Source organism: Microvirga aerilata (genome assembly GCF_016743775.1).
Classification (GTDB): domain Bacteria; phylum Pseudomonadota; class Alphaproteobacteria; order Rhizobiales; family Beijerinckiaceae; genus Microvirga; species Microvirga aerilata.
In genome coordinates, this window is record NZ_JAEQMY010000029.1 from 1 (window position 1) to 11,951 (window position 11,951).

At 60.2% G+C, this 11,951-nt stretch carries 14 protein-coding genes; 7 read left to right on the forward strand and 7 right to left on the reverse strand.

Annotation, left to right across the window (positions count from 1 at the left end; translation table 11 throughout):
• A partial coding sequence (locus tag JKG68_RS17890) for an IS30 family transposase (RefSeq protein ID WP_202062259.1) occupies positions 1-259 on the forward strand: 259 nt, incomplete at its 5' end.
• 103 nt (positions 260-362) lie between these two features.
• Here JKG68_RS17890 and trmFO read toward each other — a convergent pair.
• Positions 363-1,781 carry a methylenetetrahydrofolate--tRNA-(uracil(54)-C(5))-methyltransferase (FADH(2)-oxidizing) TrmFO gene (gene trmFO / locus JKG68_RS17895; protein ID WP_202062261.1) on the reverse strand — a complete coding sequence of 473 codons (1,419 nt, stop codon included), beginning with the start codon at positions 1,779-1,781 and terminating at the stop codon, positions 363-365.
• An 87-nt stretch (positions 1,782-1,868) separates the two neighbouring features.
• Between trmFO and JKG68_RS17900 the strand changes: the two genes are divergently transcribed.
• Positions 1,869-2,627 carry a glucose 1-dehydrogenase gene (locus JKG68_RS17900; RefSeq protein ID WP_202062263.1) on the forward strand — a complete coding sequence of 253 codons (759 nt, stop codon included), beginning with the start codon at positions 1,869-1,871 and terminating at the stop codon, positions 2,625-2,627.
• 81 nt (positions 2,628-2,708) lie between these two features.
• On the opposite strand, the gene JKG68_RS17905 is transcribed toward JKG68_RS17900, so the two are convergent.
• Positions 2,709-2,864, reverse strand: coding sequence for a DUF1127 domain-containing protein (locus JKG68_RS17905; RefSeq protein ID WP_202062265.1), 156 nt, complete (start codon positions 2,862-2,864; stop codon positions 2,709-2,711).
• Positions 2,865-3,161: 297 nt separating this feature from the next.
• Positions 3,162-4,046 carry a calcium-binding protein gene (locus JKG68_RS17910; protein ID WP_202062267.1) on the reverse strand — a complete coding sequence of 295 codons (885 nt, stop codon included), beginning with the start codon at positions 4,044-4,046 and terminating at the stop codon, positions 3,162-3,164.
• 291 nt (positions 4,047-4,337) lie between these two features.
• Here JKG68_RS17910 and JKG68_RS17915 point away from each other — a divergent pair, with 291 nt between their 5' ends.
• On the forward strand, positions 4,338-5,147 hold the full coding sequence (locus JKG68_RS17915; protein ID WP_202062269.1) for a hypothetical protein: 810 nt from the start codon (positions 4,338-4,340) through the stop codon (positions 5,145-5,147).
• A gap of 232 nt (positions 5,148-5,379) precedes the next feature.
• The gene (locus JKG68_RS17920) at positions 5,380-5,700 is read left to right on the forward strand and encodes a hypothetical protein (RefSeq protein ID WP_202062271.1); all 321 of its coding nucleotides are present in this window, start codon (positions 5,380-5,382) and stop codon (positions 5,698-5,700) included.
• 45 nt (positions 5,701-5,745) lie between these two features.
• Here JKG68_RS17920 and JKG68_RS34740 read toward each other — a convergent pair whose 3' ends face one another.
• Positions 5,746-6,036, reverse strand: coding sequence for a porin (locus tag JKG68_RS34740; RefSeq protein ID WP_202062273.1), 291 nt, complete (start codon positions 6,034-6,036; stop codon positions 5,746-5,748).
• A 95-nt stretch (positions 6,037-6,131) separates the two neighbouring features.
• Positions 6,132-6,683 (reverse strand): DUF2231 domain-containing protein, encoded by a 552-nt coding sequence (locus JKG68_RS17930; RefSeq protein WP_202062275.1) that lies wholly within the window; start codon positions 6,681-6,683, stop codon positions 6,132-6,134.
• Between the two features lie 203 nt (positions 6,684-6,886).
• On the opposite strand from JKG68_RS17930, the gene JKG68_RS17935 reads away from it, so the two are divergent.
• Positions 6,887-8,026 carry a GGDEF domain-containing protein gene (locus tag JKG68_RS17935; RefSeq protein WP_202062277.1) on the forward strand — a complete coding sequence of 380 codons (1,140 nt, stop codon included), beginning with the start codon at positions 6,887-6,889 and terminating at the stop codon, positions 8,024-8,026.
• A 9-nt stretch (positions 8,027-8,035) separates the two neighbouring features.
• Here JKG68_RS17935 and JKG68_RS17940 read toward each other — a convergent pair whose 3' ends face one another.
• Together JKG68_RS17940 and JKG68_RS17945 are read right to left on the reverse strand one after the other, a co-directional pair.
• The gene (locus JKG68_RS17940) at positions 8,036-8,650 is read right to left on the reverse strand and encodes a YidB family protein (RefSeq protein ID WP_202062279.1); all 615 of its coding nucleotides are present in this window, start codon (positions 8,648-8,650) and stop codon (positions 8,036-8,038) included.
• Positions 8,651-8,789: 139 nt separating this feature from the next.
• Entirely contained in the window at positions 8,790-10,526 is a 1,737-nt protein-coding gene (locus JKG68_RS17945) for a right-handed parallel beta-helix repeat-containing protein (protein ID WP_202062281.1), read from the reverse strand.
• A gap of 430 nt (positions 10,527-10,956) precedes the next feature.
• Between JKG68_RS17945 and JKG68_RS17950 the strand changes: the two genes are divergently transcribed.
• Both JKG68_RS17950 and JKG68_RS34745 read left to right on the forward strand, forming a co-directional pair.
• Complete coding sequence (locus JKG68_RS17950) at positions 10,957-11,388, forward strand: hypothetical protein (protein WP_202062283.1); 432 nt, start codon at positions 10,957-10,959, stop codon at positions 11,386-11,388.
• A gap of 81 nt (positions 11,389-11,469) precedes the next feature.
• Entirely contained in the window at positions 11,470-11,697 is a 228-nt protein-coding gene (locus JKG68_RS34745; protein ID WP_376773169.1) for a DUF6894 family protein, read from the forward strand.
• The last annotated feature ends 254 nt before the right edge of the window (positions 11,698-11,951 follow it).

Consider the following 11,951-nt stretch of genomic DNA (forward strand, 5'->3'; position numbering starts at 1 on the left):
CTATCGGCTCACCGAGCACTTGGGCCTGCCGACCTTCTTTTGTGATCCGCATGCCCCCTGGCAGAAGGGCGGGATCGGGAATGCCATCGGCCGTTTGCGGCGGCGCCTGCCGCGCAAGGCTGATCTGGCCACCCTAGCGCAGTTGGAGTTGGTGGCTCTGGTCGAGAGCTACAACACAACGCCACGAAAGTGCCTTGCCTTTCGCACCCCGCACGAGATCTTCTCAACAATCATCAACCGTGTTGCACCTCAACCGTGAATTCACCTCCCCGCCTGCGCGGGGATGACAGCGTCGAGGTTCGAGTACCAGATGCTGAAAGCGATCTCGGATCGCATATGGCGTCAAGAATGACTACGGGCGATTACTCCGCTGCCTGAGGCAGCACACCATCCGACATCCAAGCCGCCAGATCCATCCGTGCCCGGTCCGTCAGCGCCTTCTTTCTCGCAACGGCCTTGGCGGGCCCGCGCAGGCGCTTCCCGTCCTCGGCCTTCGGCGTGTAGTCCAGCGGCGGGAAGAGGCCGAAATTGACGTTCATCGGCTGGAAGGAACGCGGGCCCTCATCGATCGTCTCGATGTGGCCGCCCGTGATGTGGTTGATGAGCGCGCCCAGCGCCGTGGTGTGCGGCAGGGGCTGCATCGGACGGCCGAGGCGCTCGGCAGCGGCGAAGCGGCCGGTCATCAGGCCCACCGCCGCGCTTTCCACATAACCTTCGCAGCCGGTGATCTGGCCGGCAAAGCGCAGGCGCGGCATCGCCTTGAGGCGCAGGGTCGGGTCGAGGAGCTTGGGCGAGTTGAGATAGGTGTTGCGGTGAATGCCGCCGAGGCGTGCGAACTCGGCATTCTCCAGGCCTGGGATCATGCGCAGGATCGCGGCCTGAGCGCCGTATTTGAGCTTGGTCTGGAAACCCACCATGTTGAACAGGGTGCCGAGGGCATTGTCCTGGCGCAGCTGCACGATAGCATAGGGCTTCTTGTCCGGATTGCGCGGATCGGTGAGACCAACGGGCTTCATGGGTCCATGCCGCAGGGTCTCGCGGCCGCGCTCGGCCATCACCTCGATGGGCAGGCAGCCGTCGAAATAGGGGGTGTTGGCCTCCCATTCCTTGAACTCGGTCTTGTCGCCGGCGATCAGCGCATCCACGAAGGCTTCATACTGCTCCTTGGTCATGGGGCAGTTGATGTAGTCCTTGCCGGTGCCTCCCGGTCCAACCTTGTCGTAGCGGGACTGGAACCAGGCCACGTCCATGTTGATCGACTCCCGGTAGACGATGGGCGCGATGGCGTCGAAGAAGGCAAGCGAGGTCTCTCCCGTCAGGGACAGGACCGCCTCCGCGAGGGCAGGCGAGGTGAGAGGGCCGGTGGCCACGATCACGGAGGACCAGTCCTCCGGCGGAAGGCCTGCCACTTCGCCCCGCTCGATGGTGACGAGGGGATGCGCCTCGAGCGTGGCCGTCACGGCATCGGAGAAGCCGTCCCGGTCCACCGCAAGCGCGCCTCCGGCAGGAACCTGATGGGCATCGCCCTTGGCCATGATGAGCGAGCCGAGGCTGCGCATCTCCTGGTGGAGCAAACCAACGGCGTTCGTTTCGGCATCGTCGGAGCGGAACGAGTTGGAGCAGACGAGCTCGGCAAGCCCCTCCGTCTTATGGGCGTCGGTGCCGCGCACGGGCCGCATCTCGTGCAGGACGACAGGAACACCCGCCTGGGCGATCTGCCAGGCAGCCTCCGACCCGGCGAGGCCGCCGCCGATGACGTGGATGGGTTCGATTGTGCTCATGGTCATTCTCCCGAGCGGTCTTGATTGACTCCCCTGGGAGCCCTGGTCAAGTTGAGCCGGTCAATTTCGAAAAGGGCTTTGAACGCCGTGCAATCCAGGCGACCCGTCGTCCTTATTACAGGAGGAAGCCGCGGCATAGGGGCTGCGGTGGCGCAGCTTGCGGCAGCGCGCGGCTATGACGTCGCGATCACCTACAGGTCCGAGCGGGAGGCGTCCGAGCGGGTGCTCTCAAGCTGCCGGGCTGCCAGCGCAAGAGCCGTGGCTTGCCGGGGCGATGTTGCGGTTGAAGCGGATGTGCTGCGCCTCTTCGACGAGGCCGAGGCCGCCTTGGGGGCCGTCTCGCACGTGGTCAACAATGCCGGGATCACGGGAAGATCGAGCCGGCTGGAGCAGGCATCGGCGGAGACGATCCGGGCATGCATCGACATCAATGTGCTGGGAGCTCTCTGGGTCGCCCGCGAGGCGGCGCGGCGGCTCTCCGTGAGCCGGGGCGGCGCCGGCGGTACCATCGTCAACATCTCGTCGGTTGCTGCATCCCTAGGCAGCCCCAACGAATATGTCTGGTATGCCGCCTCGAAGGGCGCCGTCGATTCACTCACGGTCGGGCTGGCAAAAGAGCTTGCGGGGGAAGGCATCCGGGTCAATGCGGTCTCTCCCGGCATGACGCGAACGGATATTCACGAGCGCAGCACCGGGGATGCAGGCCGCCTGGAGCGCCTGCGTCCCCATATTCCGCTCAACAGAATTGGCGAACCGGATGAGATCGCCGAAGCCGTGCTGTTTCTGATGTCGGAAGCCGCGTCATATATCACCGGGGCGAACATCCCCGTCTCAGGAGGGCGTTGAGCGGGTTCACGCACCCTCCAGAAAAGCGAACGCCCGCCGGAAGGGGCGGGCGAGGGCCAGTTGCTGCAGTGCAGCAGATAATTACGCGACAGCGTTCTCGCGCGCGATGTTCTCGATCTGGAAACGGGAGATGCCGAGATCGTCGAGTTCGCGGTCGGACAGCAGCGAAAGCTCGCGGACCGTATCGCGATAACGCAGATATGCGCGGAACTTAGAGAGAATATAAGACACGAACATAGGAGACTCCTTAGCAGTTGACCGGTCCCGTTGACCGGCAGCTTTTTTTCTTGCGTTTGCAGTGCAGTATATAGACCCGTGCACCGCGCAAGAGGAGCGGTAATAATGTAGGCCTGTTATGCTTTAGTAGCATACTGGCCTAATGCCAAGTTAACCATGATGCGGCCCTGGCATGGCTTCGGCCTGAGACCCGGCGCCCTGCTCGGCGGCCCAACAGGCCTACGGCCAAGCCTCGGCTTGGACAAACCAGCCGAAACTTGGCCGTAGGTGCCGATTGAGCGCGTGGCAGGCTCTGTATCAGAGCATGAAGAAATCGCTCTTCGTCAGGGACAAGCCCGATGAAAGTTGCGCGAACTTGACGGCTGCCGCTCCGCCAATCCCATCTGCATCGTAAAGCAGTGCGCCGTTCTGTTTGTTGTAGATGATCCGGTCCGAGGCATCCTTGGCCCCAGAGCCTGTGGTGAAAGCCTTGCCGGCAAGCCATCCATCGCGCCCAGCCTTGGTGAAGAACTGGTTGTCCAGCATGATCGTGTCGTCGCTTGGCCGGAAATCCAAGATCCGATCGACATTGGATCTGGAGGCTCTGACGTCGAAGACGAAGTAGTCCTTGCCGGAGTTTCCGGTCAACGTGTCGCTTCCGGCGCCCCCGCTCAGGTAATCGCTGCCCGATCCACCTTTCAGTACATCGCGGTCGTTGCCGCCATAAAGATCGTCGTCGCCCTGCAGGCCGAAGAGCGTGTCCGCTCCTGCATCGCCATGAATGATATCATCGCCGCCATAAGCTTCGATGATGTCGTTGCCGACGCCAGCACGAATGATGTCTACATAATCGTTGCCATAGAAGGTGTCGTGGCCGCCGTTGAGGGTCACATACCAGGCGTAGCCCTGAAGCTCGTCGACGGTGGTATGAAGTTCGAGGTCTTTGATGGTGAGGATGTCGAAGCCATCGTTCTCATAATACAAGTCATCGATGATGATCTCGTAACCGTCGGTCCAGTAGGCTGCGCCGAACCTGTCTACCTCCGGGCTGCCGTAGATGTAGTATTCTGCATATGACCCGTTATCCCAGTCGAGTTCGGTCGTGATGTAGGGGTTCGCTCCCACGAAAGCCCAGCCCGAACTGCCGGTGCTCGACATGTTGAACCCGGAACCTGCTGCGTTGAATGCCTGAAAAATTGCCATGGCGATGCCATTCCCAATGAACGACCGATAGGCTTAAGCTAAAAGGATAAACGTGAACTTAAGCTGTATACCCCTATTGACCGGCGTTCAGGTTGTTGTCGCCTGACCGTTCAGACTTTTCGGGCCGGGCCCTGCCTAATCGATTCCGCCTCCCAAGAAAGCGCTGAAACTTGAACAAACGTTCATCTTCGAGGTTTTGGGCAAGGGCAAGCCGACTTACTTGAAGTTGTTGGAACAGTCTGCGGCGCTTCGCGTTCATCTCGCAACCTTTACTTTGTTGGAGATGGTTCCGTGAAGAAAATCGTTCTAGGGGCGGCCCTTCTGCTGTTGAGCAGCACGGCTTATGCCCAGACATCCAGTCAGTCGAATACCAATACGACCTCGCAGTCGTCGCAGTCGAACACGATCCTGCGCAATCAGTCCGGCAGCGAGAGCAGGACGAACACCGAAACAACAGGCGCAACGCGCAGCGAGACCTCGGGTACGCAGACGAATGTTCGCACCCGTGAGGAAGGCAGCACGCGGGTCGGTGTCGGGGTCGAAACCCGCGAACGCACGGGAGTCTCCGTTCGCTCGCGCACTGAGGTCGAGGAACCGAGCGTTTCCGTCACCCGCCGCCGCAGCGTGACCACCTATGAGGAGCCGGAGACCGAGGTCCGCCGTACGGTGGTGAAGAAGAAGCCCACGAAGAAAGTCGCGGTCAAGAAGACCAAACGCACCAACAAGGTTGTTGCCAAGAAGCGCCGCTATCAGGTGGTCGATGAGCCGGTGGAGGTTCGTCGCCGGACCGTGCGTCGCTACGAGGAGGTCAACGAGCCGAGCGTCTCCGTCAACCGCCGCACGACCATTCGCCGGACTCAGGACACCTCGCCAAGCGTTGGCGTATCGGTGGAGCAGCGCCGCTCGAACGATGTGAATGTCTCGACCACACGTTCCCGCTCGACCTCGCCCGATACGACGGGAACCGTTTCGGGCAGCAGCCGCACGGATGTGAACAGCAACACCAGCGGCAACACCTCGAACAGCGGTGCAAGCGGCTCCGGCAATACGCGCCTGCCGCAGCAGGGCGGCTCTTCGGGCAGCAGCAGCACGACTGACTAATACGCAATAAACGTTTAGACGCATGAGGGGTCGGGCAACCGGCCCCTTTTTGTTGGTTCCTGGCCAGTTACGGAGGCTATAAGCTACGGAAAATTAAACTTGTGGAAGATCAACAAAGGAATCCATCGGGACGCGCCCTGCAATTTCATGAGCACTTCCATTCATGCATCACCAAATGGAACCACCGCTGGGGCTATAGCTTAATTATTCAAACTTCTTCTGGAGTATGGCGATGAAAAAGCTTTTAGCGACGATCAGCGTAGCCCTTCTGGCCGCTGCTTCCTTTGGCGGTGCGGCAGACGCGCGGCCGGGCAAAGGAAAAGGCCAAGCTTATGGGCATTACAAGCAGCACAAAGCGCAGCGCTATGCTGCGCCTCGACGCAACAACAACAATGCTGCCATCGCAGCAGGCGTGACAGGCGCGATTCTCGGTGGTGCGCTCGCAGCAGGCGCGCGGCCAGCCTATCGTGCTTATGACAGGCCTACCTACAGAACCTATGATGCACCGCGCCGGACCTACTATCGCGAAGAATATTACGACGATGAATATTGATTTCGTTAGGAAAGGCGCCCTCGGGCGCCTTTTTTGATGCTTGGATCAGTGCCGCATGCCGTCAACACGGATGACGGCGCGGAGCGGACCGTATTCCGTCTGCTTCCTCACATCGAGCTGAACGCGTCCGCTCGTCTGAGTTTGCAGCTTATTGGACTGACGTAGTCGGGGTGAGCCGGCCAGGGCGTCCGCCCGCACCCGGCCGCTGATCCGCACGCAGGTGTCCGATGCTTGGAGTTGCGCGAACCCCGGTGGGCAGGACGAGGATGCATGAGCCTCAATCCCCAGCAACATGCAGCTGAAAAGAGCAGTGGCCAGAAGATGCAACTTCATCATGGGCCGAACACTAGCCGTTATGATCGAAGCGGCGCAAGATCATGGCCTGCCGAACACGGCAGGCCATCGGTTGCCGGGTTGCGCCGATAGGGAGCCTAGAGGCTTCCCGAACTATTCCGGCGTCCATACGATGGAGCCACGTCCGGCCGGTCCACTTCGACATGGAACTGCTCCGCCTTGGGGCTGTAATCTTGAATCGCTCCGATGCCGTATCGATAGGCAAGTTCGCCGCCGAGCCATCCGCTGAACATCAGCAGCGCCGTTTGAATTCCCGACAGCCAGATGCCCCAGCCCTGCACGCCGGCGGCTGGATCGTCCAAGCGAACGCCGACATTGACGAGAGCCAAGCCGACCACCACCAGATTGGCGACCATGTGGGTCCATGACACCCAGACATTGCGCACCCGGTCGATGGTTATGAAGTCGATCATGCCAGGAACAGCCGCAACGAGGGCGGTGACGATGCCTGCGATCAGAAGCCAGTAGGAGCCTTGGGCCCAGAACGGATCCTGCGTGACGAGAAAGGCGATGTCGGTTCCAAACGCCCCGATCAGGAACGCGACCGGAAAGACGATGAGCATAGGATGAATCGGGTGGCCTGCAATGGCAGCGGTGCTTTGAACCCCGTGGCGATGGTACCGGCCCATGAATCTCTCCCTCCGTGAGGTGGCTTCAAGGAAAATGCTGCGGCCAAGCCTTCGTTCCGGCAAGCCCTCGTTCCGAGCAGGTGGTCCGATCCGCCGCACATGGGAGCGCTGGACATCGCGGGGACGATGAGAGATAGCGTAGGCATGCATTCCCCTACGGAATGATCCGCAGGGTAGCTTTCTGCGGCCGTTTGATCGAACGCATGGCAGCCGCTCTCATGGTCCTAGATCCTGCCACCCTTACCGTAGCCTTCGTGCTGCTGTCGGCGGTGCTTGGCACCCTGCTCATCTTCTCGTGGATCCTCAGCCCCGGGGTGAGCGCTCTTGCCTGGTGGGGAAGTGCCTTTCTGCTGATCGGCATTGCCATTGCGTCGGCCAATCTCGGGCAGGGTCAACCGAGCCTTCTGGTGCTTGTGACTGCTAATGCCTTGGGCATGCTGGCTTATGGCGTTCTCTATGGAGGCTGCAGGATCTTCAATGGCCGCTCTGCGCCCATCGCCGGGAGCCTGGCCGGCGTGGTCATATGGACCTGCGCCTTTCCGTTCATCTACGACTCGCAGGGCTATAGGCTGATGCTCGCCTCGCTGCTCACCGGCGGCTATGCAATGCTCTCCGCCTGGGAACTCGGACGGCATCAGGTCGAGCGCCTGGCATCGCAGCGCGTGGTAGTGGTTCTCGTGCTGGGCCTGGCTCTCTTCAATTTCTCCCGTGGAATGCTCGGGTTCTCCTGGGTCAGCGTTCCTTGGATTGCGGCCTTTGCCAGACGGTGGTCTTCGGAGATGGCGCTGTTCCTGGTGATCTTCACGCCCACCCTGGCCTTCATGTTCCTGTCCATGGCCAAAGAGCGCCTGAAGTTTGAATACAAGCAGGCGGCGCTCGTCGATCCCCTGACCAGTGTGCCCAACCGGCGAGCTTTCCTGCAGAACGCCGCCAAGCTCCTGGGCCAGCTCGGCGACAAGCCGGCGAGTTGCCTGCTCTTCGACCTCGATAACTTCAAGGCCATCAACGACAGCTACGGCCACGATGCCGGCGATCGGATCCTGACCGTCTTCGGGCAGGTGCTGGCAGGGCATCTGCCGAAGCGCACCTTCGGCCGTTTAGGCGGAGAGGAGTTTGCCGCCGTGCTCCCCATGAGTGCCCACGAGGCAGCGGCCCTGGCAGACAAGATCCGCCATGCCTTCTCGGCAGCCGGAAAGGCTGCCTTGGGAGGCCAAGCCGAGGTCACCGTCAGCGCAGGCTGCGCCACGGGAGCCCGGATCGAGGCCACGGCCCTTCTCCAGAAGGCGGATTCGGCGCTCTACCGGGCGAAGAGGAGCGGCCGCAACATCGTCATCGCGGCCTGACGCTTCCGATCAGTAATGATGCAGCTCGTCCTCTTTGGGGAGGCGGCCCTGCGGCGTCAGCTGATCGACGACTCCCGGCAGCACATGGGACAGTTCCGACAGGAGGTCCTGCTGCGGCATGCCGGTCTGCTGCGACAGCTCATTGACCGTATCCGGGCCTATTGCCTGGGCCAGCTGGTCGGGTGCGATCTGCCTGTTCTCGCCGGGGCTAACCCAGGAATTGGCGATGTCCCCGTGGCCGGAGCTGTTGAAGCTGTCGAGCAAGCCCCCTAGGCCGCTCGCCAGGATGCCTCCATTGAGGCCGCCACCCGATCCGCCGCCGAGCAAGCCACCAAGGGCGCCACCCAGGCCGCCGCCTCCGCCCCCAAGGCCGCCGGAGCCGCCACCCAGCAACCCACCAAGTCCACCACCTCCCAGCAGATCGCCAAGCCCGCCGCCACCGCCGGATGAGCCACGGCCGCTCATGGCCTTCTGGGCCAGCAGAGCAAGTACGGCCATCATGATCGGGGACATGCCACCCCCGCCGGAGCGACCTCCAATACCGCCGCCAAGGCCGCCGCCCATCATTCCGCCACCCGGCCGTCCACCGAGAACGTTGCCGAGCACTTGATCAAGCAAACCCATCGCGTGACTCCTCGCTTCAACTCTCCGGCTTAACGGGGCGCGCGGTAGAGAGTTTCAGCTTGGGCATGGAATAGGCTGCCAGGGGTGGAAGCCTGGCAGGAGATCAGGAGCAACCTGTCTCCCTTCGGGTGTCCGGTTCTCAGATGACGAAGAACTCCTTGGAGGTCATCGCAAGCCCCTTGTCGAGCAGAGCGAATTCCACCGCTTTGCCACGGCCCGAGCCATCGGCATCATAGGACAGGACGCCTGTCTTTTTGTTGTAAACGATATAGTCGTTTGCGTCCTGCGCTCTGCTCCCGACATTGAAGAAATCTGCCTGGAGCTTGCCGGGCTTGGTGGAGGAGCCCGAACCGATCTTCCGGAAGATCGCGTTGTCGAGCCATATCGAGTCGTTTCGAACCGAATAGTCGGTGATGGTGTCGAAGTTCACCCGCCGATCCGTGGCCGCCGTTCCAAGCTTGGTGTTAAATGCGAAAACATCCCGGCCCAAGTCTCCGGAAAGCTTGTCATTGCTGGAACCGCCATAGATCCTGTCGTTGCCCGACCCGCCATAGATGTTGTCGTTACCGGAATCGCCATAAAGCCGGTCGCTTCCGCTCTCTCCAAAAAGATGGTCGTTGCCAGCTTTGCCCTTGATGGTGTCGTTGCCGGCGCGTCCGCTCATGTCGTCGTCATCCGCGGTGCCCGAGCGGGAGTTGCTTCCGGCCGTTCCGACCCATCTCTGCGCGAAGGTGAAAATCGCACCTGATTCCGTTCCTGAGATCGTGTTGCCTAGGATACGGATGGCGGTGGGTCCGCCCTGAAGGTTCGTGGCCTCCTCACGGATGGCATAGCGGGCGTCGATTGCGGTGTCGGAGTAGATCGTATTGTTCAGGATCTGCGTATTCGTGGAGTAGTAGGTTGCGCCGGTCGTCGCATCGACACGCATGCGGATGTTGATTTCATCGAATTGGTTGTCCGCCGCCTGTGCATTGTTGAAGATCAGGCTGTTCTGAACGATCGTATCGGCGGAGCCTTCAATCCTGACGCCGCTGGACTTGTTGCCGCTAATCGTAGCGCCGTTGATGGTGACGTTGTCTGCCATGTTGAGCAGAACGCCCTCTTTGACATTGTCGTGGTACCAACCGCCAACAATGTTGATGTTGCTCGGCCACGGGATCGCCTCAGATCCCCGCTGCACGACGAGACCCGTGGATCCGTTGCCGTACGCCTCATTGTTCTGAAGCAGAAGTCCGTTGGTGGTCGTGGTGATGTTGAAGCCGTGACGATCGTTGTTATAGGCAACATTGTTCCGGTAGATGCCGTTCACGATGTAATCGGCCACGAAACCGTCGAGCCCGTTTCCATGGGCGGAGCTGCTCTCGATGATCAAGCGCAGGGTTTGCTCATGTGGGTCGAACCCATAGCCCGAACAATCCATGATCTCGACCCGAGCCACATGAATGTCGGTGTCCTGCTGCGTGCTTCCGGGCCGGACGCCGGTGTAGAAGCCATCGACCTTGCCTTTGGCCTGATCGCGGTTGCCGTCAATGGTGAGGTCGAACACACCGGCATTGTTGGTGACCTCATTGAAGGGGGTTCTTACCACGCCGGTGATGTCGCCCGACCATTGGTCTGCCACTTTGAGGACGGTCCGCCCCAGGCCTGCGCCTTGAAGAGCCGTGCCGCTGAGCAACTGAATCGCACCCTCGCTCTTATCGGTGCTTCCTGAGACGATCAGGGTGCCGGTCGGCAGGATGACGCTAACTCGCCCCGCAGCAGGATTCTTGAGATATGCATCGTTAGCCGCTTTGACCGCATTATTGATAGCGGCAGTATCGTCGGTCGCGTCGTTCGCAGTAGCGCCGAAATTCGCGGCGTTAATGGTCAAAGCCATACGGAAGATCCCCTGGTCCATGAATAAGAGGCTAGTTGCTTAAGGGAATTCCTAAGAAGCTTCTTTGGTTATTCTTGATCAGAAGACAAATTCAGGGGTAATCAACCGGAATTAATTGCGAAAAAATCGAACATCGTTTTTATTGCTTGATCCGCCCTATGACCTCCATGTTCGTCATCTGACCACGCGGAATGATGCGCTCCAGGGTGCCTGGACGCGGTACCCCGGATCGGCAAGCCAGCCCATGACACCAGGTTCAGCCTTGGATCGCTGAGCGGCTCATCCATGTCCGAGGCTTCGAAATAAAGAGCCGAGTCCAAGAAGAAGCCCATCATGGCTGGGCATTTTGAAGTATTACCCTACGTTAATGTCTCATCAAGCGGTTCATGCAATCTTTCCTAGTTGGGGAAGGTTGGCGCAGGGGGCTATCGTGACGGAAGAAGAGATCGAGGCTGTTGCAGAGGAGCTTGCGAAGGTTGGGGGGATCTCATGGTATCCGGGCCGGACGCGCGGCGCTCTTCTGCGGCCTGTAACCGAGCGCTACCGGGACCGAGCCAAGGTAGCTATCGCGGCCTTGGACCGCCTGCGGGCAAACAAAAACAGCGTTCCGGAACATCAGGCCTCGCAGGCAGGAGCAATCCTATCATGGCAAAACCCTGCGAAAGGACCTGACGAGCGGATCCAGATTGGTTCCATCGTCGTGTATCGTCCTCCTGGAGACCAGAGGGCAATTACCTGCCGGATCGATCAACTGGAGCAGGGACGCGCCTATCTGGTCCCGTGCTCCCGACCGGATGTCGGTTGGGTCTCCCTGGATAATCTTCAGCCCTTGAACACTGGGGCCATGGCCAAAGAGGAATAGTCGCATAGGATAATAGACCTGTTCACTTCTTGAAGGCGCGCGCTATTAAATATCATTGCGCCTATCTGGGAAGGTATTACCATGCGCTGCTACTTTCATCTCTTCAGCGACCAGGAAGAGATCTTGGATGAAGTCGGAGTAGAGGTGCCTGACCTCAATCACGCCAAGGTCGAGGCGCTCAAGGCCATCTCGGAGCTGCAGATAGAAATTGGCGGTGAAGCTGAGGATTGGAGCGGCTGGCGGCTCGAAATCGTTTGCCCTCAAGGAACGCTTCTCCACTCCATCCCGCTTAAGAGCACACTTCATTAAGGCAGAAGCCATTCTGACGAACCTTAGCTCTGTGCTTTCCTGACCCATAATTCTCCGGCTCTCCGTCTGGCTGCCGGAAAGCACCCTAGAGTTCAGCCGCCCCGCGCTGCTCAAATCGGTGCTCATGACCAGAGATCAGGCTCTGGTGCCGCAAGCAAAAGTCTCAGATAGCAGCATCGCTCACCCTTCAACGTTGCTGATGGCATTCGCTTGCCCAAGCAGGCGAATATGAGACACCGGATAAATTCCTGTGC